General features: G+C 66.7%; 21 protein-coding genes and 1 tRNA gene. 12 read left to right on the plus strand and 10 right to left on the minus strand.

What is annotated here, in order from left to right; genetic code table 11:
- Positions 1 to 99 precede the first annotated feature (99 nt).
- The 3 genes from AC3WN8_RS22360 to AC3WN8_RS22370 are packed head-to-tail and all read left to right on the plus strand — an operon-like array spanning position 100 to position 3,184.
- Positions 100 to 1,107: an NAD(P)H-dependent amine dehydrogenase family protein gene (locus AC3WN8_RS22360; protein WP_492671703.1), complete on the plus strand. Its 1,008-nt coding sequence runs from the start codon at positions 100 to 102 to the stop codon at positions 1,105 to 1,107.
- Complete coding sequence (locus AC3WN8_RS22365) at positions 1,104 to 2,252, plus strand: thiolase family protein (RefSeq protein WP_492671704.1); 1,149 nt, start codon at positions 1,104 to 1,106, stop codon at positions 2,250 to 2,252. The genes AC3WN8_RS22360 and AC3WN8_RS22365 overlap by 4 nt, the downstream gene beginning before the upstream one ends.
- Positions 2,249 to 3,184, plus strand: coding sequence for an NAD(P)H-dependent flavin oxidoreductase (locus AC3WN8_RS22370; RefSeq protein WP_492671705.1), 936 nt, complete (start codon positions 2,249 to 2,251; stop codon positions 3,182 to 3,184). Before AC3WN8_RS22365 ends, AC3WN8_RS22370 begins: the two co-directional genes overlap by 4 nt.
- A gap of 124 nt (positions 3,185 to 3,308) precedes the next feature.
- Here the strand turns inward: AC3WN8_RS22370 and AC3WN8_RS22375 are convergent, their stop codons facing one another.
- The 4 genes from AC3WN8_RS22375 to AC3WN8_RS22390 all read right to left on the minus strand — a co-directional run bounded on the left by AC3WN8_RS22375 (position 3,309) and on the right by AC3WN8_RS22390 (position 7,626).
- On the minus strand, positions 3,309 to 4,100 hold the full coding sequence (locus AC3WN8_RS22375; protein WP_492671706.1) for a DUF1295 domain-containing protein: 792 nt from the start codon (positions 4,098 to 4,100) through the stop codon (positions 3,309 to 3,311).
- Positions 4,101 to 4,118: 18 nt separating this feature from the next.
- Entirely contained in the window at positions 4,119 to 5,894 is a 1,776-nt protein-coding gene (locus tag AC3WN8_RS22380) for an AMP-binding protein (RefSeq protein WP_492671707.1), read from the minus strand.
- Positions 5,891 to 6,322 carry a nuclear transport factor 2 family protein gene (locus tag AC3WN8_RS22385; RefSeq protein WP_492671708.1) on the minus strand — a complete coding sequence of 144 codons (432 nt, stop codon included), beginning with the start codon at positions 6,320 to 6,322 and terminating at the stop codon, positions 5,891 to 5,893. The genes AC3WN8_RS22380 and AC3WN8_RS22385 overlap by 4 nt, the downstream gene beginning before the upstream one ends.
- 77 nt (positions 6,323 to 6,399) lie before the next feature.
- Entirely contained in the window at positions 6,400 to 7,626 is a 1,227-nt protein-coding gene (locus AC3WN8_RS22390) for an acetyl-CoA acetyltransferase (RefSeq protein ID WP_492671709.1), read from the minus strand.
- A 227-nt stretch (positions 7,627 to 7,853) separates the two neighbouring features.
- Here AC3WN8_RS22390 and AC3WN8_RS22395 point away from each other — a divergent pair, with 227 nt between their 5' ends.
- The 5 genes from AC3WN8_RS22395 (at position 7,854) to AC3WN8_RS22415 (ending at position 14,464) form a co-directional block, all read left to right on the plus strand.
- Positions 7,854 to 9,860 (plus strand): serine hydrolase domain-containing protein, encoded by a 2,007-nt coding sequence (locus tag AC3WN8_RS22395; RefSeq protein WP_492671710.1) that lies wholly within the window; start codon positions 7,854 to 7,856, stop codon positions 9,858 to 9,860.
- On the plus strand, positions 9,860 to 10,870 hold the full coding sequence (locus tag AC3WN8_RS22400; RefSeq protein ID WP_492671711.1) for a dipeptide epimerase: 1,011 nt from the start codon (positions 9,860 to 9,862) through the stop codon (positions 10,868 to 10,870). Before AC3WN8_RS22395 ends, AC3WN8_RS22400 begins: the two co-directional genes overlap by 1 nt.
- Positions 10,867 to 12,147: a peptide MFS transporter gene (locus AC3WN8_RS22405; RefSeq protein WP_492671712.1), complete on the plus strand. Its 1,281-nt coding sequence runs from the start codon at positions 10,867 to 10,869 to the stop codon at positions 12,145 to 12,147. Before AC3WN8_RS22400 ends, AC3WN8_RS22405 begins: the two co-directional genes overlap by 4 nt.
- Positions 12,148 to 12,207: 60 nt before the next feature.
- Positions 12,208 to 13,353 carry a dipeptidase gene (locus AC3WN8_RS22410; RefSeq protein ID WP_492671713.1) on the plus strand — a complete coding sequence of 382 codons (1,146 nt, stop codon included), beginning with the start codon at positions 12,208 to 12,210 and terminating at the stop codon, positions 13,351 to 13,353.
- Between the two features lie 67 nt (positions 13,354 to 13,420).
- Complete coding sequence (locus tag AC3WN8_RS22415) at positions 13,421 to 14,464, plus strand: N-acetyltransferase DgcN family protein (RefSeq protein WP_492671714.1); 1,044 nt, start codon at positions 13,421 to 13,423, stop codon at positions 14,462 to 14,464.
- Between the two features lie 17 nt (positions 14,465 to 14,481).
- Here the strand turns inward: AC3WN8_RS22415 and AC3WN8_RS22420 are convergent, their stop codons facing one another.
- Positions 14,482 to 15,414 carry a kinase gene (locus AC3WN8_RS22420; RefSeq protein ID WP_492671715.1) on the minus strand — a complete coding sequence of 311 codons (933 nt, stop codon included), beginning with the start codon at positions 15,412 to 15,414 and terminating at the stop codon, positions 14,482 to 14,484.
- 26 nt (positions 15,415 to 15,440) lie between these two features.
- Between AC3WN8_RS22420 and AC3WN8_RS22425 the strand changes: the two genes are divergently transcribed.
- Complete coding sequence (locus AC3WN8_RS22425) at positions 15,441 to 16,406, plus strand: 2-hydroxyacid dehydrogenase (protein WP_492671716.1); 966 nt, start codon at positions 15,441 to 15,443, stop codon at positions 16,404 to 16,406.
- Positions 16,407 to 16,414: 8 nt separating this feature from the next.
- Here AC3WN8_RS22425 and pruA read toward each other — a convergent pair whose 3' ends face one another.
- Positions 16,415 to 18,043 carry an L-glutamate gamma-semialdehyde dehydrogenase gene (gene pruA / locus AC3WN8_RS22430; RefSeq protein ID WP_492671717.1) on the minus strand — a complete coding sequence of 543 codons (1,629 nt, stop codon included), beginning with the start codon at positions 18,041 to 18,043 and terminating at the stop codon, positions 16,415 to 16,417.
- 244 nt (positions 18,044 to 18,287) lie between these two features.
- Between pruA and AC3WN8_RS22435 the strand changes: the two genes are divergently transcribed.
- Both AC3WN8_RS22435 and AC3WN8_RS22440 read left to right on the plus strand, forming a co-directional pair.
- On the plus strand, positions 18,288 to 19,286 hold the full coding sequence (locus AC3WN8_RS22435; protein WP_492671718.1) for an alpha/beta hydrolase: 999 nt from the start codon (positions 18,288 to 18,290) through the stop codon (positions 19,284 to 19,286).
- Positions 19,287 to 19,288: 2 nt separating this feature from the next.
- A complete protein-coding gene (locus tag AC3WN8_RS22440) occupies positions 19,289 to 20,068 on the plus strand; it encodes an AraC family transcriptional regulator (protein ID WP_492671719.1) in 780 nt (259 codons plus the stop codon).
- 70 nt (positions 20,069 to 20,138) lie between these two features.
- Here the strand turns inward: AC3WN8_RS22440 and AC3WN8_RS22445 are convergent, their stop codons facing one another.
- From AC3WN8_RS22445 to AC3WN8_RS22455, 3 genes are all read right to left on the minus strand, one after another.
- Complete coding sequence (locus tag AC3WN8_RS22445; protein ID WP_492671720.1) at positions 20,139 to 22,613, minus strand: cadherin repeat domain-containing protein; 2,475 nt, start codon at positions 22,611 to 22,613, stop codon at positions 20,139 to 20,141.
- Between the two features lie 136 nt (positions 22,614 to 22,749).
- A complete protein-coding gene (locus AC3WN8_RS22450; RefSeq protein ID WP_492671721.1) occupies positions 22,750 to 24,564 on the minus strand; it encodes a sensor histidine kinase in 1,815 nt (604 codons plus the stop codon).
- Positions 24,565 to 24,593: 29 nt separating this feature from the next.
- Positions 24,594 to 25,265 carry a response regulator gene (locus AC3WN8_RS22455; protein WP_492671722.1) on the minus strand — a complete coding sequence of 224 codons (672 nt, stop codon included), beginning with the start codon at positions 25,263 to 25,265 and terminating at the stop codon, positions 24,594 to 24,596.
- A 228-nt stretch (positions 25,266 to 25,493) separates the two neighbouring features.
- Here AC3WN8_RS22455 and AC3WN8_RS22460 point away from each other — a divergent pair, with 228 nt between their 5' ends.
- Complete coding sequence (locus AC3WN8_RS22460; RefSeq protein ID WP_492671723.1) at positions 25,494 to 25,721, plus strand: hypothetical protein; 228 nt, start codon at positions 25,494 to 25,496, stop codon at positions 25,719 to 25,721.
- 190 nt (positions 25,722 to 25,911) lie between these two features.
- Here AC3WN8_RS22460 and AC3WN8_RS22465 read toward each other — a convergent pair.
- Positions 25,912 to 25,988: transfer RNA gene (locus tag AC3WN8_RS22465), tRNA-Arg, on the minus strand.
- Positions 25,989 to 25,993 lie beyond the last annotated feature (5 nt).

Here is a 25,993-nt window from a genome sequence, read left to right on the forward strand (position 1 = left end):
TAGGTTCTGATCATGCCGCGGGACTGGGGCGATACGAACGAAGAAATGCGGGGGAGGAATATTATTTCGATCCGAGTCATCCAATGGGCCACGGGATCGATGGGCCGCACGTCGCTGCGCCGGATCATCGACCATCCCGGTCTCGAACTGGCCGGCGTCTATGTCTATTCCGCCGACAAGGCGGGGCGCGATGCCGGCGAAATCGCCAGACGCCCGGCCGTCGGGATCGCGGCGATGAATGATCGCGACGCGATCCTCGCCATCGATGCGGACGTCGTCATCCACGCGCCGCGCATCACTTTGCCTTATGACGCGCTCGTCCCCGACGTCGAAGCGCTGCTGCGTTCGGGCAAGAATGTGATTTCGACGGCGGGCTTCCACTGGCCTTCGGCACAGGGCGCCGAATATGCCGGCAGGCTCCATGACGCCGCGGTCGCGGGCGGCGCGACGCTGGCGGGCGTCGGGGTCAATCCGGGCATGATCGTCGAGCGGCTGGCGCTGGCGGCGACAGCGATGTGCGTCGATCTCGATTCGCTCACCGTTTCCGAAACCGTCGATGCCTCGGCGATGGCGAGCCCCGCCTTCGTGTTCGACCTGATGGGGCTGGGCAGCGATCCGGCGACGCGTGACATCCGCAACGGCCCGCTCGCTACGCTCTACTCGACGCTGTTTTCCGAAGTGCTGCATTTCGCGGCGCACAGCATGAAGACGACGATCGCGTCGATCACCCCCGATCACCGGCTGACGCTGGCGCCGCGCGACATTGCGGTGCAGGCGGGGCTGATCCCGGCGGGCACCGTGGCGGCGACCGAATGGCGCTGGACCGCGCATCTCGCCAATGGCGCGGATTTCACATTGTCGATCCTGTGGACCGCCGATCCCTCGCTGCATCCACATAATAACGGGCATTGGGATATCCGGATCGAGGGACGGCCCAATATCCGCATGACGCTCGACATATCCGAAGCCGATCCGGCGGCACCGCCCTCGCGCGCGCTGACCGACGCGACGATGGCGGTGGCGATCAACGCGATACCCGATGTGGTCGCGGCGCCCCCCGGCCTGTTCGCATTCGCGCCGCCGTCCGCCTGGCGGGCCGCATCATGACGGACGTCTATATCCATGATGCGCTGCGCACGCCGCGCGGCAAGGCGCGCGCCGATGGCGGGCTGGCGGGCGAGACGCCGCAATCGCTGGTGACGCATCTCGTCGACGCGTTGGAGGCGCGCGGCCATGATCCGCGTGGCCGCGCCGGGCGGCTGACCCTGGGCTGTGTCGGCCAGATCGGCGCGCAGGGCGGGCATGTCGCGATGGTGGCGAAACTGAAGGCGGGATTGCCCGACGCGATGCCCGTCCACACGATCAACAATTTCTGCGCGTCCGGGCTCAGCGCGATCGGCCTATCCGCCGCGGCGATCACTGCCGGCCAGACGCAATGGGCGCTGGGCGGCGGGGTGGAGATGCTGTCGCGCGTCGCCTTCATGGCCGACGAGGCGGATTATTATACCGCCACCGACATGGATCCGTCCAGGCGCTACATCCCCGTCGCGCTCGCCGCCGATCTGCTGGCGGAAAAGGAAGGGATCGATCGCGCGCCGCTCGACGCCGTCGCGCTCGCATCGCAGGCGCGTGCGGTGGCGGCGGAGGATCGGCCCGAGCTGCTCGCCTCGCGCATCGCCGTCGCCGGGCTGGACCGTGACGAGGCGGTGCGCCCGACCGACGCCGCGCGGCTCGCGGCGCTGCCGCCCGCCTTCGCGGTGCTGGCCGATCAGTATCGCGGCGTGATCGGCGACGCGCCGATCGACCATCGCCACAGCGTCGGTCACGCGCCGCCCATGGCCGACGGCGCCGGGCTGGCGCTGCTCGGCCCGAAAGCGGGCGCGCGGGCGCGCATCCTGGCGATCGCCGAAGCCGGCGGGGATCCGCGCGATTCGCTGACCGCCGGCTTCGCCGCGATGGACATCGCGCTCGATCGCGCCGGGCTGACGCTGGACCGGATCGATCGGATCGAGTTCATGGAGGCATTCGGCGTCACCATCGCCAAGTTCATGCGCGATCGCGCGCCGGACCCCGCCCGCGTCAATGTCGGCGGCGGCCATATCGCCAAGGGGCATCCGATGGGGGCCACGGGCGCGATCCTGCTGTCGACATTGCTCGACGCGCTCGACGCGGCGGATGGAACATTGGGGCTGGTGGTCGCGACGGGCGCACAGGGTGTCGGCGTCGCCATGATCGTGGAGCGGATCGGATGATCGAGAAATTGCGCCTGCCGGTGGTGGCCGCGCCGATGTTCCTGGTGTCCGGGCCGGACATGGTGATCGCCGCCGCGCGCGCCGGCATCGTCGGCGCCTTTCCCACGCCCAATTGCCGCACGGCGGAGGAACTGGACGGCTGGATGGCGCGGATCGCGGCGGAAACGGCGGATGCGCCGGGCCTGTGGGCGGCGAACCTCGTTACCCATTCGAGCAATGCGCGGCTTGCCGACGATCTGGCGCTGGTGGCGAAGCACAAGCCGCCGATCGTGATCACCGCGCTGGGCAGCCCCGCGCCCGCGATCGAGACGGTGCATGGCTATGGCGGTACGGTGCTGGCCGACGTCATCACCGTGCCGCTCGCGCGCAAGGCGGCGGCGGCGGGCGCTGACGGGCTGGTCTGCGTTTCGGCGGGGGCCGGCGGGCATACCGGCTTCCTCTCCCCCTTTGCCTTCATCTCCGCGTTGCGCGCCGAGTTTGGTGGGCTGATCTGCGTCGGCGGCGGCATCGCCGATGGCGCGGGCGTGGCGGGCGCGATCGCGGCGGGGGCCGACCTCGTCTATATGGGCACGCGCTTTCTGGCGGCCGAGGAAAGCATGGCGGTGGCCGGCTATAAGGACATGGTGGTCGCGAGCGGGCTGGAGCATCTGATCGTCAGCGCCGCGATCACCGGCACCCCGGCATCCTGGTTGATCCCCTCGCTCATCGCCTGCGGTTACGATCCCGCCGCGCTGGGCGGCGCTGCGACGCGCGATTATGGCGGCGATACGCACAAGAAGTGGAAGGATCTCTGGGCGGCCGGGCAGGGCGTCGGCGCGGTCCGGGGCATCGAGCCGGTCGGCGCGATCGTCGATGAGATCGCGGGGCAATATGCGGCGGCGGTGGCGCGGCTGGCTAACGGCGCATCACTCCAAGCCGTTCATCCTGAGTAACCGTTGAGCTTGGCGAAACGGTGTATCGAAGGACGCAGGATGCATGATGCGTCCTTCGATACGGGCCTTCGCCTTCGCTCAGTCCCTACTCAGGATGGGCGGCCCTGACGATATTCCACGCTCCTCAAACCCGCTTCGGCGGCCAGGGCACGAAGCCCGAGGTTTGCCGCACATAGTCCGCATAGCCTTCGCGCGTCTTGCCCAGGCGGCGTTCGATCGTCGGTGCGCCGGACCATTTCATCAGCGTCCAGGTGAGCAGCACCGGCCCGGGCAGCGCCCACAGGCCGGTGCCGGTTTCCGCCGCGATCAGCCACAGCCCCCACCAGGTGAGCGCGTCGCCGAAATAATTGGGATGGCGCGTATAGCGCCACAGGCCGCGATTCATCACCTGGCCGGCATTGGCGGGATCGCGCTTGAAGCGGACGAGCTGCGCATCGCCCACCGTCTCGAACAGGATGCCGGCAAGCGCCACGCCCGCGCCGATCCAGCCGAGCACGCCCACCGTCGGCGCGGCACCGACCTGGCCGAGCTGGACGGGCAGGCAGACGACGAACAGCAAAGGCGCCTGCGTCGCGAACACCAGCAGCGCGGATGCCTTGGCGAAACTCCAGCCCTTCGCGGATTCGGCCTTGCCCAGCAGCGCCTGATAGCGCCGATCCGGCCCATGATCGCGCCAGCGCCAGATCATGTAGCTGCCCAGCCGCGCCGCCCACAGCCCGCACAGGCCTAGCAGCAGCAATTTGCGCTGCGGATCGCCGCCGGCCTGGGCATAGCTTGTCGCCGCCATCACCAGCATGCCCCAGGCCCAGAAGCTGTCGACGGGCGTCACGTCGCGCATCGGCAGGCAGATCAGCCACAGCAGCACGAAGCAGCCGGCCAGGATCAGCGCATTGGTCACCAGCATCGAAAGCAGCATCTTGTTTCCCCCAGAAATTCAGATGACCCGGACGCTGTCGTCCGGCACGTCGGCGAACACGCGCTCGACCAGTCCGGCGCGGTGATCGAGCACGGCGCGGCGGTTGATCGTGCCCTTGTCCGAAACCTCGTGGGCGCGCGGATCGGGCGGCGTGTCGAACAGCGCGACGCGGCGCACCGTCGCCGATCCGCCATGCTGCCCTTCATTGGCCTCCGCCACGCCGGCCGCGATCGCATCGAGCGTGGCGCCCGGCCGGGGCCATGCGATCATCGCGAGATAGGGGCGCCCGTCATCGGCGAGGACAAGATCGGTCACCTGCCCGGCAAGCGCCTTCAGCAGCTTTTCGCGCAGCGCGCCGCCATGCACCCAGGTGCCGTTGGCGAGCTTGAATTCCTCGGCCAGCCGGCCGGCAAAGGCGAGGCCCTGGCCCGGATCTCCGGGATCGTGGAAGGTCGCGACATCGCCGGTGCGATAATAGCCTTCCTCGTCGAACACGGTCGCGTTCTTCTCCGGCTCGTCGAGATAGCCCTTCATCACATTGGGGCCGCGCAGTCGCACCTCGTACCGCCCGTCATAGGGAACCAGCTTCAGCTCGAGCCCGGGTGCGGGCAGGCCGATGCCGACGCGCGTGGTGGGGAAATGGATCGCCATGCAGCCGGAGACGGTCTCCGTCATGCCATAGCCCGTCGTCATATGGATGCGGTGCCCGGTTTCCCGCACCGCCAGCGCCTGCAGCCGGTCATAGACATGCTGGGGCAGGCCGGCGCCGCCATAGAGCATCAGCCGCAGCTTGCGGAAGAAGCTGGCGCGCAGCGCCGCGTCCCCCTCCAGCGCCTCGACCAGCATCGCATAGCCGGCGGGGACATTGTTGAAATAGGCGATCGAGATGTCGCGGAGATTGGCGATCGAGGTCTCGAACAGGCCCGGCGCCGGCTTGCCCGCGTCGATATGGAGCGTGCCGCCTTCGAGCAGGCAGGTCCGCAGCACCGACGCGCCGGCGGCATGGTGCCAGGGCAGCCAGTCGAGCATCACCTGATCCCAGCCCGCCGCCTTGCCGATCATGTCGAGCCCCTGCGCGCCGCAGGCGGCAAGCGCGCGCATCGATTGCGGCACCACCTTGGGCAGGCCGGTCGAGCCCGAAGTGAGCATGTGGATCGCGGGCGCGTCGGGATCGATCGCGGCGATCGCCTGGGCGACGGCGTCGCGCGGCTCGGTCGCGACGATCGCGTCATAGGCGGTGCCGCGCCCGAACGTGGCGGGGTCGGTCGAAATCACCATCGCATCGGCGTCGAACACCGCGTTCACTGCGGCCGCGATCGCGGGATGGGGATCGGCATAGACCGCCCCGGGGCGCGTCTTGCCCACGACATGGCGCAGCCGGGCGTGATCGCCGCCGACCAGGCCATAGGCCATGCTGACGGGCACCAGCACCACGCCCGCCGCGAAGGCGGCGAAGCTGAGCACCGCGACGGGCAGGCTGTTCTCCGCGATCACCAGCATCGCCGATCCGCGCGGCAGCGTGTCGAGCATCCATTGGGTGGCGCCGTCGATGTCGCGCTTGAGCTGGGCATAGCTGCGATAGGCCCAGTTGCCCTGCGCATCGCGCCAGCCGATTGCCGACGCATCGCTGCGTTCGGCCGCGCGCGCCGCGAAGGCGCGCGGCATGTTGGGGTCATGATCGCGCAGCGGCACCCGGCTGCGGATGACGATCGTGCCGTCAGGGCGCCGGTCGACATCGAGGTCGACCGCCATGAACTCCGCCTCGCGGAAGGGCGCCTCGCTCGGGCTCGTCATGCGGCGGGGCGGCTGATCAGTTCGGTCACCTGCGGCGGATAGGCGCCGCCCGCCTTCATCGCGTCGATCGTGGCGCGATCGACATAGTCGCGCCAGCCGGTGATCTTGTCGCCGCGGAACTCGATCACCCCGGCATAGGGCGCCGCGACCTGCTTGCCATCGGTGGTGACATATTCGTCGACCCCCTCGACGAACAGGCGGTCGCCATCCTCGGCATGCGCGAAGATCCGCCAGCGCACCTCGCCGATCGACTTGCCGAAACGCTCGATAAAGGCGCGCGCTTCGGCCTTGCCGCGCGCGGGCGGCGCGATCGCGGCGGCATAGTGCCACACGATATCGTCGGCCATCTGCCCGATCACGAACTCCACATCCTTGCGCTTCCACGCATCGATCACGGCCTGGAACTGTCGGAAGCGCGTATCGGGCATCTTGGTTTCTCCTGCTTGTGCGCCGCTACCGATGGCGAGCGCCGCAACGCTCGCGCCCACCATCGTGCGCCGGTTCATCATGCTGCGCGTTCGACGACGAAGCTGACGGTGGTGGTGGTCGATCCGCCGATATTGAGCGTCTGGACGCGGCGGGCATTGTCGACTTGCATGTCCCCTGCGGTGCCGGTCACCTGTCGGTTGGCGTCGAGCAGCATGCGCACGCCCGTCGCACCGACGGGATGGCCCAGGCCGATCAGCCCGCCCGAAGGATTGATCGGCAGCCGGCCGCCCATCTCGATATCGCCGGCCTCGATCGCCTTCCATGCCTCGCCGGGAGCGGTGAGCCCGAGATGGTCGATCGCCATATATTCGGTCATCGCGAAGCAATCATGCGTCTCGACCGCGTCGATCGCCTCCACCCCGCCGATTCCGGCGCGCGCACGCGCATCGTCGATCGCGCGCTTGACCTGGGGGAAGACATGGCTGGCGCCCGCGCCAAGGCGCAGCTTGTCGCGATAGCCGATCGGCGAGGAGCGATGGCCCCAACCCGATATGCGCGCCAGGCTCTCGACGGGCACGCCGCGTCTTTCGGCATATTCGGCGGCGCGCCGTGGAGAGGCGAGGAAGATCACTGCCGCGCCGTCGGTGATCTGGCCGCAATCATTCTTGCGCGTGCGGCCCTCGACCACCGGGTTCGCGTCGTCATTCTCGGTGAAGCTGTCGGGCCCGAACTGCCAGGCGCGGGTCTGGGCGTTGGGATTGCGGCGGGCATTGCCGAAATTCACTTCGGCGATCCGTGCGAGATGTTCGTATTTCAGGCCCCAGCGCGCATCATATTCTTCGGCGAGGTCCGAAAATGCGCGCGGCCAGACGAACGCCGCATCGCCGAACTCGCGCCCTTTATACGCGGCAGCGGCAAGATGCTCCGCGGCCGCCTGGCCGGACACGTTGCGCATCAGTTCGATGCCGACGACGCAGGCGAGATCGTAGCGGCCGGCCTCGATTTCGGCGGCGGCGGCGAGCACCGCGACGCTGCCCGAAGCGCAAGCCGCCTCGTGGCGTGCGGTCGGCAGTCCGTCGAGCGCGGGGTCGACATAGCCGAAAAAGCCGCCGAGCAGCCCCTGACCCGCAAAAAGGTCGCCGACGAAATTGCCGACATGGCCGCTCTCGATCTCGGCCGCATCGAGTTGCGCCGCATCGAGCCCCTGGCGGACGGCATCAACGAAACCATCGCCGATGCCCATGCCCTGGCGATCCCAGTTCCGCGCGAAGTCGCTCTGCCAGCCGCCCAGGACATACACCATCGTCGCTCTCCCGATTCTTATGGGTATGGTTATACAAGTTATATGGACGCGGCAATGGCAAGTACGCATCTCACCCCGGTTTTGGCGGCGGCCGGCCGGCCGGTCCGATTTGGCCAAGAGTTCGTGTTGACAATTTTCCAATCGGGACCAGAATGTCCCGTTCAGAACATATCGAGGGGATCGGGCCGTAGCAGGATGTTGCTGCGGGCCGAGCAAGGGGGACGGACATGCGATCGATCAAGTTATTCGCCGCTGCCGCATTGATGCTGGTCGCGGGCGCGACCGCTGCGCAGCAGGCGATCAATCCCGCGCCGACGATCGTGCCGCCGCCGGCCGCCAAACCCGCGGGTGGCGCGGCTGGAACCGCCGCCATTCCCGCTCTTGCCGGCCAGCCCGCGCTCACCAAACAGGATGTCGATAGCTGGCTCGACGGCTATATGCCCTATGCGCTCAAGACCGGCGATCTCGCCGGCGCGGTGGTCGTCGTGGTCAAGGATGGCCAGGTGCTCACCCAGCGCGGCTTCGGCTATGCCGATGTCGCCAAGCGCAAGCCCGTCGATCCCGAACGCACATTGTTCCGCCCCGGATCGGTCTCCAAGCTGTTCACCTGGACGGCGGTGATGCAGCAGGTCGAGGAAGGCAAGATCGACCTCGACGCCGATGTGAACAGCTATATCGATTTCAAGATCCCGGCGCGCAACGGCAAGCCGGTGACGATGCGCCAGATCATGACGCACACCGCGGGCTTCGAGGAGCATGCGAAGAACGTCATGTTCTACGACATCAAATATCTCGCCCCGCTCGGCGATTATCTGAAGGAATGGGTGCCCAAGCGCATCTTCGACGCGGGCACCACCCCGGCCTATTCCAACTATGCCACGGCACTTGCCGGCTATGTGGTCGAGCGCGTCGCCAAGATGCCGTTCGACGATTATGTCGAGCGCCGCATCTTCCAGCCGCTCGGCATGGCGCATTCCAGCTTCCGCCAGCCGCTGCCCAAGGCGCTGGTGCCCGATATGGCCTCGGGCTATCGCGAGGCCTCGTCGCCCGCGGCCCAATATGAGATCGTCGGCCCCGCACCCGCCGGCAGTCTGGCTTCGCCCGGCGCGGACATGGCGCGCTTCATGATCGCGCATCTGAACGGCGGCGCGGGGCTGCTCAAGCCCGAGACCGCGAAGCTCATGCACGATACGCCGACGACGATCCTGCCGGTGGTCAACCGGATGGAGCTCGGCTTTTTCGAAACCAATATCAACGGCCGCCAGGTGATCGCGCATCTCGGCGACACGCAGGTGTTCCACACCTCGCTGCATCTCTTCATGAACGAGAATATCGGCTTCTACGTGTCGTTCAACGCGCTGGGCAAGCAGGGCGCCGCCGGCGGCCTGCGCAGCGCGCTGTTCGAGGATTTCGCCGACCGCTATCTGCCCAATATCGCGCCGAAGGACGGCAGCATCGACGCCAAGACCTCGGCCGAACATGCGCGGATGATGGCTGGGCTGTGGCAGAGCAGCCGCCGTGGCGAGAACAACTTCATGGCGATCACCAACCTGCTCGGCCAGACCGAGGTGAGCGCCGGCCCCAAGGGCGAATTGCTGATCCCGGCGCTGACCGATCTGGCCGGCCAGCCGCGCAAATGGGTGGAGATCGCCCCCTTCGTCTGGCGTGATGCCAACGGGCATGAGCGGCTTTCGGCCAATGTGGTCGACGGCAAGGTCGTGCGCTGGTCGTTCGACGGCGTCTCGCCCTTCATGGTGTTCGATCGCGTGCCCGCCTCGCAGTCGGGCGCTTGGCTCAAGCCTTTGCTCTATGCGAGCCTGCTGGTCCTGTTGCTGACGCTGCTGCACTGGCCGATCGCCGCGCTGATCCGTCGCCGGTACAAGACGCCGCTCGCGCTCGAGGGCCGCGCGCGGCTCGGCTATCGCGCGATGCGGCTCGGCGCGGGCCTCGCCCTCGCCATGCTCGGCACGTGGATTTACACCTTCACGGTGCTGATGGGCGATCTCGCCAATCTGACGGCGGCGTCCAACGGACTGCTCTGGACGCTCCAGATCCTCAGCCTGATCATCTTCGTTGGCGCCGTGGCGCTGGCGGCGTGGAACCTGGTGCTCGCGTTCAAGGGCAATCGTCGCTGGACGAGCAAGCTCTGGGCGGTGCTGCTGGTTGTCGCCACGCTGACCGTATTCTACGTCGCCTGGACCTTTGGACTCATAGCAATGACGGTGCACTTCTGATGTCACGCCTTACTCTTGGTACTTCTGTCGAAACCCTGCCTCTCGCCGCACCCTTCCGTATTTCGGGCTATGTGTTCGAAGCGGCGGACTGCGTTCTCGTGACCCTCGATGACGGCGAGCATCGCGGACGCGGCGAGGCGGCCGGCGTCTATTATCTCGGCGACGACGTGCCGCACATGCTCGCCGCGATCGAGGAAGCCCGCACCGCGATTGAGGCGGGCCTTTCGCGAGAGGAGTTGCGGGCGATCATGCCGGCGGGCGGCGGTCGCAACGCGGTCGATGCCGCCTTGTGGGAACTGGAATCGAAGCGGACGGGGCGGCCGGTCTGGGAGCTGGCCGGGCTCGATGCGCCCCGTCCGCTCGTCACCACCTTCACGCTCGGCGCCGACGATCCGGCTGTGATGGCGGAGGGCGCCAAGGCGTTCGATCATGCGCGCTCGATCAAGATCAAGCTCACCGGTGAACTCGATCTCGACATCGCCCGCGTGAACGCGATCCGCGCGGCGCGGCCCGATGTGTGGCTAGGCGTCGACGGCAATCAGGGCTTCGACATCGCCGATCTCGACGCGCTGGTCGAAGCGATGGTCGCGGCCGATGTGAAGCTGATCGAACAGCCGCTGAAGCGTGGGCGCGAGGCCGATCTGGACGGCTACAAATCGCCGATCCCGATCGCGGCGGACGAAAGCGCGCTGACGCTTGCCGACGTGCCCGGCCTGGTCGGCCGGTTCGATGTGTTCAACATCAAGCTCGACAAGTGCGGCGGGCTGACCGAGGGCCTGTTGATCGCGCATGCGGCCCGCGAAGCGGGCCTGGGCGTGATGGTGGGCAATATGGTGTGCACCAGCCTTGGCATGACGCCGGGCTTCCTGCTCGGTCAGCTGTGCGACATCAACGATCTCGACGGCCCGATCTTCCTCAAACAGGATCGCAAGCCCGGCATCGTCTATCGCGACGGTACAGCCTGGTGCGACGAAAAGGTGTGGGGCGCCGAAAGGTCCGCCGCCGCATGAGCGACGACACGGCGCGCGGCTGGTTTGGTCAGCCGCGCGGCCTGACCATCCTGTTCCTCACGAACATGTGGGAACAATTCTCCTATTACGGCATGCGCGCGCTGCTGGTCTATTACATGACCAAGCAGCTGCTGATGAGCCAGGGCCAGTCGTCCTTCGTCTACGGCGCCTATACGGCCTGCGCCTATTTCACCCCGATCGTCGGCGGCGTGATCGCCGACCGGCTGCTGGGCAAGCGCCGCGCAGTCATCATCGGCGCCAGCATCATGGCGGCGGGCCATTTCATGATGGCGTTCGAGCCGCTTTTCTATGTGGCGCTCGCCACGATCGCACTGGGCAACGGGCTGTTCCTGCCCAGCCTGCCCAGCCAGATCAACGATCTCTACAAGGCGGGCGATCCGCGGCGCGGCTGGGCCTATAATGTCTATTATGTCGGCATCAATATCGGCGGCTTCCTGGCGCCGCTGATCTGCGGCACGCTCGGCGAAGTCTATGGCTGGCATTATGGTTTCGGCGCGGCCGGGATCGGGATGCTCGCCGGGCTGGTCATCTATCTGATGGGGCAGCGCTATCTGCCCCCCGAAGCCCCGCGTAAGCCGACCGAGGACCTGCCCCCCATGCGCTGGGCCGATCATCGCCGCACCTTCATGGTGCTGGGCGCGATCGCGCTGTGCGTGACGGTGTTCCGCGGCGCTTATGAGCAGGTGGGCAACACTGTCGCGCTGTGGGCCGATGCAGGTATCGATCGTGCGGCAGGCGGCTTCACCATACCGATGACATGGTTCCAGTCGCTCAATCCGCTGATGGTGATGCTGATGACGCCGGCGCTGCTCGCTTATTGGCGGAGGCGCGCCGATGCGGGGCGTGATACGCCGCCGGCGCGGCGCATGGCGACGGGCGCGCTGATCGTCGCTGCCGCCTATCTGATGCTGGCCTGTGTCGAATGGTCGTCGGATGCGCGCGCTGGCTGGATCTGGCTGGCGATCTTCTTCGTGATCTTCACGCTGGGCGAGCTGTTCATCCTGCCCACCGGCCTTGGCCTGTTCGCGCGGCTCGCGCCGCCACGGCTGGGCGCGACGACAGTCGCGGCCTGGTATCTCGCGATTTTCACCGGCAGCCTCTCTGCCGGGCTGGTCGGCACCTTCTGGAGCCGGATGGATCATGGCGGCTTCTTCGCGCTGCTTGCGGTGATCGCGACGGTCGCTGCCGGACTGCTGCGGATGCTCGATCGTCCGGTCCGCGCGGTCGACCCGACATGGATCGCCAAAGTCGATTGACATTTTTCCAATCAGGACAATACCATCCTTGATTGGATGGATGTTGCAGGGGAGGCTTTGATGTCCGAACATATGCGCCTGGGCCGCCGCGCGATCCTGCAAGGGGCCGCCGTCGCGACCGCGCTCGGTTTCCCGATGATCAATGCGGGCAGCTATGCCGCCGCCCCGGGCTCCGCGAAGCGCTATTCGAAGCGCACGCTCGACCTGATCGAAAAGACGCTGGTGATCGACATGCTGGCGGTGCCCAAGATCGACATGTCGCCCGACGTGTTCGCACGGCCGCTCACGCCGCAGCAGATCGCCGATTTCAAATCGTGCGGGATCACCGGTTTCCACAATGCCGAGGGGATCGGTGGCGCGAAGGCACGCGAGGAAGCGCTGACCTTTCTGGCGGCGTGGCAGGGCTTTGCCGGGCGCAACTCTGACCTGTTCTCGCTGGTCGGCACGATCAAGGATCTCGAGCGCGCCAAGGCCGAACGCAAGATCGGCATGATCATGGGGCTGCAGAATGCCGAGCAATTCAACGGCCCCGACGATGTCACCCTGTTCTACCGGCTCGGCCTGCGCTGCGCCCAATTGACCTATAACACCCAGAACCTGATCGGATCGGGCAGCACCGAGCGTGTCGACGGCGGCGTCAGCGATTTCGGCGCTGAGATCATCGAGGCGATGAACAAGACGGGCATGCTCGTCGACGTCTCGCACTCGGGCGACAAGACCACGCTCGACGCGATCGCGCTGTCCAAGCCCGCGCTGGCCTTCACCCACTCGAACTGCCGCGCGCTTTCCAACCACCCGCGCGCGAAGACCGACGAGGCGATCCTGGCGCTCGGCAAGGCCGGCGGCGTGATGGGGATCACCGGCGTGCGCATGTTCGTGAAGGACAAGGAGCCGACGACGCTGTCCGACATGGTCGATCATATCGAGCATGTCGTGAAGCTGATCGGCGTGGATCATGTCGGCATCGGATCGGACGCCGATCTCAACGGCTATGACGATATGCCGCCCGAACAGTACAAGCAGCTCAAGGCGTTCTACAAGGCGAGCTACGCGTTCCGCGACAAGATCGACATCGAGGGTTTCGATCATCCGATGAAGATGTTCGACCTGACCGAGGAGCTGATCCGGCGCGGATGGTCCGACGCGAATATCGGCCTGGTGCTGGGCGGCAATTTCAAGCGGCTGCTCGGCACGATCTGGAAATGAACGACCGACCATCCGGTCCGGCGCGAGATGTCGTTCCGATCGGCCCCGTAACCCGTGACGACAGGAGATGACGATTCAACAACGCTTCACAGACACGGGCGCGCAGGCCCTGCCGCAGCCCTATCTGCTGTTCCTGGGGGACACGACCCTGTCGGGCTATGCGAAGACCGCATTCGGCCTGCGCGACTGGGCCGGCGATCGCTGCGTGGGCGAATTCGCGCTTGCCGGCGCGACGGTTTCGGCCGGCCTGACACCGATGACGCCCGCCGAAGCGCGCGCAAAGGGCGCGCAGTCGCTGGTGATCGGCGTCGCCAATGTCGGCGGGGTGATTCCGACCGGCTGGATCGCGGCCCTGGTCGAAGCGCTGGAGGCCGGGCTCGATCTGGTCAGCGGCATGCATGCCAGGCTGGGTGACATTCCGGAACTGCACGACACGGCCGAGCGGCTTGGTCGCCGTCTGATCGACGTTCGTACCCCGCCGGCGAAAATCGGCGTGGGAAGCGGCAAGAAGCGCAGTGGCCGGCGGCTGCTTACGGTCGGCACCGATTGTGCGCTCGGCAAGAAATACACTGCGCTCGCCATCGCCAGCGGATTGCAGGCCCGAGGAGTCGACGCGACTTTCCGGGCGTCGGGGCAGACCGGGATCATGATCGCGGGCGGCGGCATGCCGATGGATGCGGTCGTATCGGATTTCCTGTCAGGGGCCGCGGAGATGCTGAGCCCCGATGCGCCAGCCGATCACTGGGACGTCATCGAGGGGCAGGGGTCGATCTTCCACCCCGCTTATGCCGCGGTCTCGCTCGGACTATTGCATGGCAGCCAGCCCGATATATTCGTGGTTTGCCATGAACCCGGCCGCAGCGAGGTGCTCGGTCATCCCGGCTATGCGCTGCCATCGGTCGAGGCGGTGATCGAACAGACCGTCGCTCTGGGGCGCCGGACCAATCCGGCGATCCGTTGCGTCGGGATCAGCCTCAACACCGGCGCGCTTTCCGCCGAAGCGGCCGAGGCCGAGATCGCGGCCTATGCCGAGCGGCTGGGATTGCCCGCCGCCGATCCGATCCGCGGCGGGCCGGCATTCGAGCGGCTGCTCGACGCCTGTCTCGCCTGACATGAAGCGCTGAACGATCAGACCCGTTCCTTCGCCGGTCGAAGCCTGAGCGAACGGACGCTGCGCTCGCTATCGAGTGCGAGCACGCCGTCGGCGCGATCCGGCATCTCGGACAATATGTGCCGGGTCAGCCGCTCATAATGCGCGATGAAGCGTGCGATCGCTGCGTCGTCCATGATCGCGTTGCCCGCATTGCCTGTGGCTGCGACGCGCGCGGCGAGCTTGTGTTCCTGTTCGCGTCGCCAGGCGAAGACCGCGTCGAACGACGGCGCGGCAATCATGATCAGCAGATCGAGCTCAGCGAACAATGCCTGATAGTCGTCGGCGAGGCGGGCATTGACCGCGCTGCGCCAGAGTTTGTCCACATCCTCTTCGCGCTCGAGGCGGTTGACCGGATCGCTCAGTGCGGCATCGGCCTGGGGGCGGGCACCGACGCACCAGCCCTCGAGCAGGATCAGGTCCGGCTTGCCCATGAAGATCGGCCATTCGCTTGCGGCGACGATGTCGTCGATGGCCTTGTCGAAGCGTGGCAGCTTGACCGTCGAGCCGTCCGACGCGGTGCGCAGGCGGTCGATGACATCCATCGCCAGACCGATATCGTGGGTTCCGGGAACGCCGCGCGATGCGAAGAGCGGATGGATGTCATGGGCCAGTTCGGCCCGGATCCTGCGCGACACATAGAAATCGTCGAGCGAGAGATTTGCCACCTTGAGCCCGGCCGCGCGATCGAGCGCCGCGGCGAGCACGAGGCTCATCGTCGATTTTCCGCTGCCCTGCGCGCCGCAGATTCCGGCGATGAGCGGCTGGCCGGCGGCTTCGCACCTCGCCAGCAGCCAGTCGGCGATGGCGAGATAGCTGGGCAGCACGGCCTCTCCGTCGGCGGGTGCGATGCGTTCGGCTGCGAAGACGGCGCGTATTGCCGCGACCGCCGTTTCGCTCGATATGCCCATCATTCCTCCAGCATCCGGACCATGTGATGACCGCTCCTATCCTCGTTACCCGGAAATGGCCGACCGAAGTAGAGACGCTGCTCGCCGCACGTCTCGATGTTCGCCTGAACGATGGCGACGCGCCGATGGGTGCGGCGGCGCTGACCGACGCGATGGCGCGGTACGACGTGATCTGCCCGACCGTGACCGACCGGATCACTGCCGAGATGCTCGACCAGCCCGGCCGGACGGTGCGGCTGTTGTGCAATTACGGCGCGGGCGTCGATCATATCGATCTGGAGGCCTGTCGCCGCAACGGCGTGATCGTCACCAACACGCCCGATGTGCTGACCGAGGCGACCGCCGAAATCGCGATCCTGCTGATGCTGATGGTCGCGCGCCGCGCGGGCGAAGGCGCCGGCGAATTGCGCGCGGGGCAATGGACGGGGTGGCGGCCGACGCACATGATCGGCATGCAATTGGCGGGCAAGACGCTTGGCCTGATCGGCTTTGGGCGGATCGCCCAGGCAACGGCGCGCAAGGCCAGGGCGCTTGGCATGGAGATCGTCTATCACAGCCGCCGCCGCGCGGATTCCACGGTGGAGCGGGCCCTGGACGCGCGGTTCGAGCCCGAACTGACCGGGCTGCTGTCGGTTGCAGATGTGGTTTCGCTGCACATGCCCGGCGGCGCGGAGACCGAACGCTTCATCGGGGCTGCCGAACTTCGGGCCATGCGGCCGACGGGCATTCTGATCAACACCGCACGCGGCAGCGTAGTCGACGAAGCGGCGCTCGTCGACGCATTGCACGCCGGCACGATAGCGGGTGCCGGGTTGGATGTGTTCGTCGGCGAACCGAACATCGCCCCCGCGCTGCATGATGCGCCCAATCTCGTCATGCTGCCGCATTTGGGCAGCGCGACGCGCGAGGCACGGACGGCGATGGGCATGCGCGCATTCGCCAATCTGGAAGCCTGGCTGGCGGGCGATGAGCCGCCCGATCGCGTGGTTTAACTGGGCTTCTACGCCTGATCGGGCAGCATTGCGGGATAACGATAATCGGTTGGGGAAACGAACGTCTCCTTGATCGTGCGCGGCGATACCCAGCGCGCCAGATTCCACATCGATCCCGCCTTGTCGTTGGTCCCCGAGGCGCGCGCGCCGCCAAAGGGCTGCTGGCCGACGACGGCACCCGCCGACTTGTCGTTGACATAGATATTGCCGGCGGTGTGGCGCAGCCGGTCGAGCGCGGTTTCGATCGCGCAGGCGTCGCGGGAGAAGATCGAGCCGGTCAGGCCATAGGCGCTTCCCGCATCGATCGTGTCCAGCATCGTCTCGAACGCGTCGTCCTCATAGACGAAGGCGGTGACGATCGGCCCGAAAAACTCCTCGGTCAGGAAGCGCGAGGCCGGATCGACGGTTTCGATCAAGGTCGGCGGCACGAAATAGCCCCGGCTCATATCGGGTGCGGCGCCGGCGATCAGCGTCTCCGATGCCGAATGTTCGGCGGCGTCGCGCGCCGCGACCTGCCTGTGCCATGATTTCTCGTCGATCACCGCACCCATGAAATTGGTGAAGTCGGAAACGTCGCCGACCCGGATCGTCTCGATATCGGCGACCAGCCGGTCGCGCAGCGCAGGCCATAAGGAGCGCGGCGCATAGACCCGCGAGGTCGCCGAGCATTTCTGGCCCTGATATTCATATCCGCCGCGGATGATCGCGGTCGCCAGCGCATCGATATCGGCGGACGGGTGGGCGAGGGTGAAGTTCTTGCCGCCGGTTTCGCCGACGATCCGGGGATAGTTACGGTATTTCCGGCCCGCGACGTCGCGCAGAATCGCGTCGAATATCCCGGTCGATCCGGTGAAATGGATGCCGGCCAGATCGGGATCGGCCAGGATCTGCGCGCTCATCGCCGCGGCGTCGCCGTAGATCAGGTTGATCACCCCGTCGGGCAATCCCGCCTCGCGCAGCAATGCCATCACGAAATGCGCCGAATATTTCGCGGTCGTCGATGGTTTCCAGACGATCGTGTTGCCCATCAGCGCCGGCGCGGCGGGCAGATTGCCGGCGATCGCGGTGAAATTGAACGGCGTGATCGCGTAGATGAAGCCTTCGAGCGGACGATAGTCCAACCGGTTCCGCACACCGTCCGACGAAATCGGCTGCTCGCCATAGATGCGCAGCATGAAGGAGACGTTGAACCGGAAATAATCGGCAAGTTCGGCGGCGGCATCGATCTCCGCCTGCGGCGCGGTCTTGGACTGGCCGAGCATCGTCGCGGCATTGAGCCGGTCGCGCCATGGACCGGAAACGAGATCGGCCGCCTTCAGGAAGATCCGCGCCCGCGCTTCCCAGGGGGTGCGCGACCAGTCGGGCCAGGCGGCCTTGGCGGCGGCGATGGCCTGGCCGACCTCTTCCGATCCCGCCAGATGCGCGTCCGCCAGGATATGCGCATGGTCGTGCGGGCAGATCGCGGTCTCCAGCCGGCCCGTCGTCACCGTTCGGCCGCCGATCACCAGCGGCAGCTCGATCCGCTCGCCCGCCATTGTCCGGAGTGTGGCGCGCAGGCTCTCGCGCTCGGACGATCCGGGCGCGTAGCTGCGCACGGGTTCGTTGCGGACGTCGATCGAAGGCGAGATGGCAAACATGGTGGAGGACTCCTGCTGGGCGCGACGGCACATCCAGTCTGCCGCGATGCGATCGTCAAGTCTCGCACAGACGCTCGCTTGGACGGGCCGGAATATTCGGCATGTGGGCCAGCCCGTTCGGCGGTGGGCCGGATTGTCCGCTTTGGCCCGCAAACGAAAATATTCGTCCTGATACGGAATGCGGGCGGGGCGGTTGTTTCCGATAGTGCGAGGACGTTGCTTACGGACGGAGACCGGATATCCCATGAAGACCATCGAAACCGCCATCGGCGATCCGACACGCAGGGCGGAGGCGCTCGACCCGGAGATCGCGGCATTCATCCGGGCGATGGGAGAGGGATGGTCCCAGCATCCGCCGCTCGACAGCCTGCCGGTGACCGAAGCGCGCAAGGTTGCGGAGGCGGTCCGCGGGCCCTGGACCAAGGGTGGACCGGAAATGGCCGAGGTCCGGGAACACCAGGTCCCGGTCGGCGGTTCGAGCGTGCGCATCCGTATCCTCGACCCCGGTCCGGCCGGAGTCGCCAAGCCGGCGCTCGTTTATCTTCACGGTGGCGGGTGGACGATCTTCAGCATCGACACGCATGACCGGCTGATGCGCGAATATGCGGGACGCGCCGGCATCTGCGTCGTCGGTGTCGATTACAGCCTGTCGCCGGAGGTGCGCTTTCCGCGCGCGCTCGACGAGACGGTGGCCGTTGTCCGTTGGCTGCGCGATCATGGCGAAACGCTCGGCATCGATCCCGGTAGGATCCTGACCGGTGGAGACTCGGCAGGCGCCAATCTGGCGCTGTCGGCTGCGATCGTGCTGCGCGACGCTGGGGAGGGCGATGCCGTCGCCGGCATGGTGCTCAACTATGGTGCCTTCGACAATGATTGCGACACCGGCTCCTATCGCATCTACGGCGGACCCGGATATATGCTGGGCGGGCAGGAGATGGACGATTTCTGGCAGAACTATCTTGGCGATCGCTATGATGAGAAGCACCCGCTGGCGGTCCCGCTCCATGCGACGCTCGATGCGCTTCCGCCCGCCTTTCTGTGCGTTCCCGACTGCGATGTCCTGTATGACGAAAATATCGACATGGAACGGCGCCTGCGTGCGGCGGGGGTCGATACGGTGATGAAGATCTATCCGGGCGCGTCGCACAGCTTTCTCGAAGCCGTGTCGGTGGCGGCTGTCGCCGAACGCGCGCATGTCGACACCGCGGACTGGCTGAGCGCCCTTTTGAAACGCGGCGACTGATCATGGCGCGCCGCAGATCGAGCGCCGATTGCCAGCATATCCCCCGGCGGGTCGCAGTGCTCGCCGAGGATTATCCGTCGGGCCATTATGATCCGGTCCATCGCCATGCGCGCGGGCAGCTGATCTTCGCGATGGATGGCGTGATGACGGTCACGACGGCGGATTTCAGCCTGACGGTACCGCCGCAGCGCGCCGTCTGGGTGCCGCCCGAGGTCGATCATGCATTGCAGTGCGTCGGTCCGGTTTCGCTGCGCACGCTCTATGTCGATCCTGGCGAGGCGTCGCTTCCCGCGGTCTGCCGGGTGGTCGAGGTTTCGAAGCTGCTCCGCGAACTGATCCTGGCTGCGGCGTCGATGCCGGTGCTGTACGACGAAGCGGGTCGCGACGGCCGGCTGATCGCGCTGTTGCTCGACGAGATCGTCCGCACGCCGATCACGCCACTCTCGGTGCCGATGCCGCAGCGCCGCAGCCTTGCGAAGATCTGCCGATCGATGCTCGACGATCCGTCGCAGGATGCCGGGCTCGATCGCTGGGCGTCGGCGGCGGGGATGAGCCGCCGCAATTTCACCCGTGCCTTCCGCGAGGAGACCGGCATGGCCTTCACCGCCTGGGTTCGCGATGTCCGCCTGCTCAAGGCGCTATCCTTGCTGGCCGTCGGGCATAGCGTGACGCAGGTGGCGTTCGACGTCGGCTATGGCAGCGCCAGCGCTTTTACCGAGATGTTCAGCCGCACGCTCGGCCGTTCGCCGAGCCGCTATGTCGAGTCCTTCGCTGGCATCTGATCCTGCTCCAGATGTTTGTTTGACCGCGATGTTCGAGCCGTTCGATGATTCCGTCGAACCGCAGGTCGCCTCAGGCAAACGTGACCTGGCCAATGTCGGAGATGCCGAGCAGGGTGACCGAACCGCCGAGTTCGAGAGTGAGCGTGAGGTCGGCGATGCCGTCGCCATTGGTATCGCCGACGACACTGCCCATGATATCGAGGCCATCGGCCAGATCGATCGTGTCTTCGCCGGGGGTATAATCGGTGATCACGTCGGCGCCGTCCTGAAAGTTGATCACGAATATGTCATGGCCGGCCCCGCCGGTCAGCGTGTCGTTGCCGCCGCCGCCGATCAGCGTGTCATCCCCGCCCATGCCGTCCAGCCGCTGGTTGCCGGCGAAGCCGTAGAGCCGGTCCTCGTCCGCCGTTCCGGTGAGCATGTTGCCGCCGCGTCCGCCGCCCACGATCTGTTTGCCGTCGACGATGCCGGTGATGGTGATGGTCACCGTCGCCATGCTGGTGAGCCCGCCCGCGTCGGTCACCGCATAGGTGAAGCTGTCGGTCGCGGTCTCGCCGGGGCGCAGCGCGTCGAACGCCGCCGCGTCCGCCACATATTCCAGCCGCTGCGTGGCGGGGTCGAAGATGACGACGCCCAGCGTCCCGCCCGTGCCCACGCCCGTGATGGTGAGCACGCCTTCGTCGAGATCATTGCCGAGCAGCAGGGCGGTGAGGTTGCCGCTCGCCGCATTCTCGTCGAGCGTCAGGCTGTCGCCCGTCGCCGCCGGGCGGTTGTTGACGGTGAGCGAGACGGTCTCCTCGTCGAACAGGCCGCCGCCATCGGTCGCGCGGATGGTGATGCTGTACTGGCCGCCCGCGATGGCCGCGAGATCGCTTTTCGTCGTGACCGCGCCGGTCGCCGCATCGATCTGGAAAAGGGCGGCGTCGGTACCGCCGAGCGACCAGTTCAGCGTGTCGCCATCGACATCGCCGGCGGAGGCCGTGCCCACCAGCGTGCCGGCGGGAGCGCCCTCGTTGAACAGCGTCGTATCGAGCCCGATCAGCACCGGTGCCTCGTTGACGTCGCCGATGGTGATGGCGAGGGCGGCGCTGTTCGAAAGCCCGCCCGCATCGGTGGCCTTGACCGTGATCTCGTAGCTGGCGCAGGTTTCGTGATCGAACACCGCCGCCGTCGTGATCGCGCCGGTGGCCGGGTCGATCGCGAACAGCGCCGCGTCCGCGCCCTCCAGCGACCAGCTCAGCGTGTCGCCGTCGAGGTTGACGGCGGATGCGATGCCCACCGTCGTGTCCGCCGGCACGTTCTCATCCACCGCGGTGGGAGTGACCGAGATGGCGCCCGGCGCCTCGTTGACGAACTGATAGACCTGCGCCTTGATATTGTAGATGGTGCCGTCGTCGTTGAAATCCCGCCAGCTCACGACGAAGCCGCCATCGGCGAGATCGGTGATCGTCGGCGCCGCCTGGGTGAAATCGGTCTTGCTGTTGACGAGGAATTCGCCGCCGGCGCGGGCGCCCGTCGCGCTGAAGATCTGAACCTTCACCCCGGCATTGCTGGCGTCCGCGCCGATGCCGCTTTCATCGGTCCAGCTGATAACGAAGCCGCCATTGGCGAGGCTGGTGATTGACGGTTCGTACTGCCAGCCCGTCGTCTGGGTGTTGACCAGGATCTCACCGCCGACGCGCGCGCCGGCAGCGTCATAGACCTGCGCCTTGACGGCATTGCCGCTGCTGTCGCCATTGGTGTCGCTCCACGCGATCACGAAGCCGCCATTGGCGAGACCGGTGATCGTCGGCAATGTCTGGAAACCCGCTTTCTGCGTGTTGACGAGAAATTCACCGCCGATGCGCGCGCCGGTCGCGTCATAGAGCTGCGCCTTGATGCCGTAGCTGCTGCCGTCGCCATTGGCGTCGCTCCAGCTCATCACGAAGCCGCCATTGGTCAGGCTGGCGACCGCCGGTTCGAGCTGCCAGCCCGTCACCTGGGTGTTGACGAGGAATTCGCCGCCAACGCGCGCGCCGGCCGCGTCGTAGATCTGCGCCTTGACGCCATAGCCGCTGGTGTCGCCACCCGACTGGCTGAAATCGGCCCAGTTCACGACGAAACCGCCGCCGACAAGTCCGGTGATGCTGGGTGCGACCTGCTGGCTCGTCGTCTGGGTGTTGACGAGGAATTCGCCGCCGACGCGCGCGCCGGTGGCGTCATAAATCTGCGCCTTGATCCCGGAGGCGCTGGCGTCGCCGCCCACGCCGCTGAAATCGGTCCAGCTTACGACGAAACCGCCGCCGACAAGCGCGGTGATGGCGGGTTCGGCCTGGGGATTGGCGGTCTCGCTGTTGACGAGGAATTCACCGCCGACCGGCACGCCGCTGGCGTTGTAGATCTGCGCCTTGATGCCGAACAGGCTGGTGTCGTCGCCGATGCCGCTTTCGTCGCGCCAGGTTACGACGAAGCCGCCGCCGGCCAACCCGGTGATCGCCGGCTCCATCTGGTCGAGCGCGGTTTGCGTGTTGACGAGGAACTCACTGCCCGAGCGACTATATGCCATGGATCATCTTTCAACGCGGCCCGCGCCGGACCGATCTCCGGGCATCGCCATGGCCGGAGAATTAGGCGGGCTCAGGCCGCGTTGGTATCCCCGAAACCGGGGGTATATGTTGTTAAATCTCTGTAAAGATCGGCAATTATGCCGGTTCGGGAAAGTCGAGGCGGAGCGTGGTGCCGCCCGTGTCTCCGCTGATCTCGAGCGATCCGCCCAGCCGCGCGGCGCGGCGCTTCATGCTCGCGAGCCCGGTTCCCGAACCCGTCCCCGCCGCGAACCCCTTGCCGTTGTCGCGCACTTCCACGCAGATGCGGCCTCCGGCCCGCGCGATCCGCACGTCCACCCGCGTGGCCCGGCTGTGCTTCAGCACATTGGTCAGCGCTTCCTGCAACAGCCGCAGCAGATCGAGGCTGGCGGCGCTGTCGAGCAGGATGCCGTCGATCCCCTCCAGATGCCAGCGGCTGTCGATGTCCATGGCCTCGAGCAGCAGGCCGGATCGATGCCGGAATGGGGCGAGCAGGCCGACCAGATCATCCTCTTCGCGTGTCGTGGTGTCGATGACGAGGCGGAGATCGTCGCGCATCTCGCGCAGGATCGCGGCCATATGGCCGTCGGGCATGTCGCGCGTCGCCTGTTCCAGCCGCGTGATCGCGCCGACCAGCGTGCCGCCGAAGCCGTCATGCAGATCGCGGACAAGCTGCAGCCGTTCTTCGGCGCGGGCATGGGCGAGCGCCAGCCGGTGCTCGCGCGCGAGCGTGTCGGAAAGCGCGACGGTGGCGGCATCGACCTCGTCGCGCAGCTCGGCGTTGAAGCCCTCGATACGGCGCGTCGCCGCGACGAGGCGATAGGCGATGACGAAGCCGCTGGCGGCCAGCATGAAGATGGTGGCGATGCCGAAGATATAGTCGCTGCCCCGGATCCAGCCGAACAGCAGCGCATAATCGTGGAGCGAGGCCAGCACCGGCACGAGCTGGCAGGCGAGCAGCACATTATAATCCAGCCTGCGGCAATCGAGCGCGCGCCCCGCCAGCCATGCGATGCTGGCATAATAGATGACGCCGCTCGCCAGATAGCAGGGCGCGCGATTGGCGCCGATCCAGGCGGGCGCCGCCATCGCCAGCAGCGCCAGCCCCAGCCATGCCGCGCCCATCACCGCCTCCGTCCGCGGATATCGCCGCTCGCCGAAGCGGAACAGGAAGATGGCGTAGCAGATGCTCATGCCCAGATTGGCGACGATGTTCATCGCCTGCCAGCCATGGGTGGTGGTGAAGGGGCCGGGGCTTTGCGCCAGGAAATTCCAGTTGAAGACCAGGGTGGCGAACTGGGCGAGCGCGAACCAGCCGAACACAGTTTCCTTGCGGCGCAGCAGCCAGATCATCAGGAAAAAGGCACCCAGCGCGCCGTTGAGTGCGATGGTGACGAATTTGATGTCGAAGCGCATGAACTGCCGGCGCGCGAATTCGGCCTTCACCACGGCGGGATCGCCGACCGTCACCGTGCCGAAACCCGGCTGATAGGCCGCCAGGCCGGAAACTCGGACGAGCAGGATATTCTCGCCCTTCTTCAGCACCGGCGGGTCCAGCAGGAAATAATGCGGCCGGGTCCAGCTTCTCGACAGCGGCTCGGCCAGGCTGGCGTCGCGCGCGACCAGACTGCCATTGACGAAGATCGCGCTGGCGAGCGAGGCATAGTCGACCAGCAGGCCGGCCGGCCGCGCGGCGGTCTGCCGCCAATGGACGCGGTACCAGACGACGCCGTCATGCCGGGGCCAGCGCGCGTCCCATCCGTCCGGCAGCGCGACGCGCGTCCAGCCGGTGGCGGGCGGCGTCGCGCCGTCCCATCCGGCGGGCACCGCTTCGGCGGCGAGAATCGTGGTCGGCGCCGGGGCATCGCGCGGCGGGGTTGGCGCGCACGAAGCGGCGAGCAAAAGGCAGAGGCCCCAGAGCAGCCATCGCACCGGCAGCCATCGCACGGGGATAAGGGGGCTCAATCGAGCAGGCCCAGGCTCTTGGCTTCATGCACGGCGGCGGTGCGCGATCCCACCGCCAGCTTGCGATAGATCGCCTTGGTATAGCCCTCCACCGTTAGGCGGGAGAGCGCGAGCCGTTCGGCGATCTCGCGGTTGCTGTGCCCGCGCGAGACCAGCTCCAATATCCCGCGCTCGCGCGCGGTCAGGTGCAGGTCGGTGGACGGCTCGCTTTTGCGCGCTGGCGGCTGGGCGGGAAGCAAAGTGAGGATGCGGCGTGCGATCAGCGGATCGATCGGCGCGCCACCGCGCTCGATGCTGCGCAGCCACAAGGCGAGTTCGCTATCCTCGCGTTCCTTCAGCAGATAACCGATCGCGCCCGATTTGAGCGCGGCGAGCACGACCGCGTCGTCGCCCCAGGCCGAAATGACGACCACCGTCATCGCCGGCCGATGATCGTGCAGCCAGGCGATCAGGTCGCAGCCATCGCCGTCGGGCAGGCCGATATCAACTAGCGCGAAGGCGAAGTGCCGGTCGTCGAGGATGCGCCGCGCCGCCGCGATGCTGCCGGCCGTCGCGATCGGTGCGTCGCTCTGCGCGATGTCCGCAACGAGCCGGGTCAATCTGCACTGCATCGCCGGATCGTCTTCGACGATCAGCGCCGGCGTCAGCGCAACCGCTTCATCCGCCACGCGTCATGCTCCATTTTTCGATGCGCGGATCGGGCGCCGTGCCGGTCATCCCGGCTGCGAAACTGTCGAAAGGCGCGTGCATCGCGGTCATAGGTACAAATTGCGCCATGTCCGATCAAATCGATATCGGTGGTCGCGATATCGCGGACTCTGCGGATATGTCGCCGATCGCGCCACGACATGGGGCATTGCAAATTCCGGCATTCGGCGCGACACGCGCCCCGACCCATGACCGCGCGCGACCTCCAGGATCTTCTCATCACGATGCTCACGCGCGAAGCGGGCAGCCGGCGGCGCTGGCGCGCCGTCGTCGGCGATGTGCGGGTCTACAGCCTGTCGACCCATCCGCATTGCAATTGGTCGATCACGCCGAGCGGGAGCACCAGCGAAGTCGCCCGGGTGGAACATCTTCTCGATACGCTGCGGTTGCGCCATCCCGTCGTTGTGCGCGGATGATGACTATGGCCCGGGGGAACAGGTCTCTTCGCTCAGCGAATTTGAGATCTGATCGGCGAGCCCTCGCTCCGCATATTGCGGCCGTCAAAAGCGTCGCTGCTCCTCCTGCCGGCGCTGGCCGCCGAAACGCCCCAGGGCGATTTCCCCGATATGTGCAGTGCGCGGAATGTTTCAGGAGCCGTGAACCGCGTGGCGCACCCAAGAGGATTCGAACCTCTGGCCTCTGCCTTCGGAGGGCAGCGCTCTATCCAGCTGAGCTATGGGTGCATGCA

Source organism: Sphingobium sp. FW305-3-2-15-F-TSA7, from assembly GCF_058787155.1.

Bases quoted from the DNA above. Each gene is read 5' to 3' on its own strand.
- AC3WN8_RS22360 (WP_492671703.1), top strand. From the start codon at position 100: ATGGGCCGCACGTCGCTGCGCCGGATCATCGACCATCCCGGTCTCGAA.
- AC3WN8_RS22365 (WP_492671704.1), top strand. From the start codon at position 1,104: ATGACGGACGTCTATATCCATGATGCGCTGCGCACGCCGCGCGGCAAG.
- AC3WN8_RS22370 (WP_492671705.1), top strand. From the start codon at position 2,249: ATGATCGAGAAATTGCGCCTGCCGGTGGTGGCCGCGCCGATGTTCCTG.
- AC3WN8_RS22375 (WP_492671706.1), bottom strand. From the start codon at position 4,100: ATGCTGCTTTCGATGCTGGTGACCAATGCGCTGATCCTGGCCGGCTGC.
- AC3WN8_RS22380 (WP_492671707.1), bottom strand. From the start codon at position 5,894: ATGACGAGCCCGAGCGAGGCGCCCTTCCGCGAGGCGGAGTTCATGGCG.
- AC3WN8_RS22385 (WP_492671708.1), bottom strand. From the start codon at position 6,322: ATGCCCGATACGCGCTTCCGACAGTTCCAGGCCGTGATCGATGCGTGG.
- AC3WN8_RS22390 (WP_492671709.1), bottom strand. From the start codon at position 7,626: ATGGTGTATGTCCTGGGCGGCTGGCAGAGCGACTTCGCGCGGAACTGG.
- AC3WN8_RS22395 (WP_492671710.1), top strand. From the start codon at position 7,854: ATGCGATCGATCAAGTTATTCGCCGCTGCCGCATTGATGCTGGTCGCG.
- AC3WN8_RS22400 (WP_492671711.1), top strand. From the start codon at position 9,860: ATGTCACGCCTTACTCTTGGTACTTCTGTCGAAACCCTGCCTCTCGCC.
- AC3WN8_RS22405 (WP_492671712.1), top strand. From the start codon at position 10,867: ATGAGCGACGACACGGCGCGCGGCTGGTTTGGTCAGCCGCGCGGCCTG.
- AC3WN8_RS22410 (WP_492671713.1), top strand. From the start codon at position 12,208: ATGTCCGAACATATGCGCCTGGGCCGCCGCGCGATCCTGCAAGGGGCC.
- AC3WN8_RS22415 (WP_492671714.1), top strand. From the start codon at position 13,421: ATGACGATTCAACAACGCTTCACAGACACGGGCGCGCAGGCCCTGCCG.
- AC3WN8_RS22420 (WP_492671715.1), bottom strand. From the start codon at position 15,414: ATGGGCATATCGAGCGAAACGGCGGTCGCGGCAATACGCGCCGTCTTC.
- AC3WN8_RS22425 (WP_492671716.1), top strand. From the start codon at position 15,441: ATGACCGCTCCTATCCTCGTTACCCGGAAATGGCCGACCGAAGTAGAG.
- pruA (WP_492671717.1), bottom strand. From the start codon at position 18,043: ATGTTTGCCATCTCGCCTTCGATCGACGTCCGCAACGAACCCGTGCGC.
- AC3WN8_RS22435 (WP_492671718.1), top strand. From the start codon at position 18,288: ATGAAGACCATCGAAACCGCCATCGGCGATCCGACACGCAGGGCGGAG.
- AC3WN8_RS22440 (WP_492671719.1), top strand. From the start codon at position 19,289: ATGGCGCGCCGCAGATCGAGCGCCGATTGCCAGCATATCCCCCGGCGG.
- AC3WN8_RS22445 (WP_492671720.1), bottom strand. From the start codon at position 22,613: ATGGCATATAGTCGCTCGGGCAGTGAGTTCCTCGTCAACACGCAAACC.
- AC3WN8_RS22460 (WP_492671723.1), top strand. From the start codon at position 25,494: ATGACCGCGCGCGACCTCCAGGATCTTCTCATCACGATGCTCACGCGC.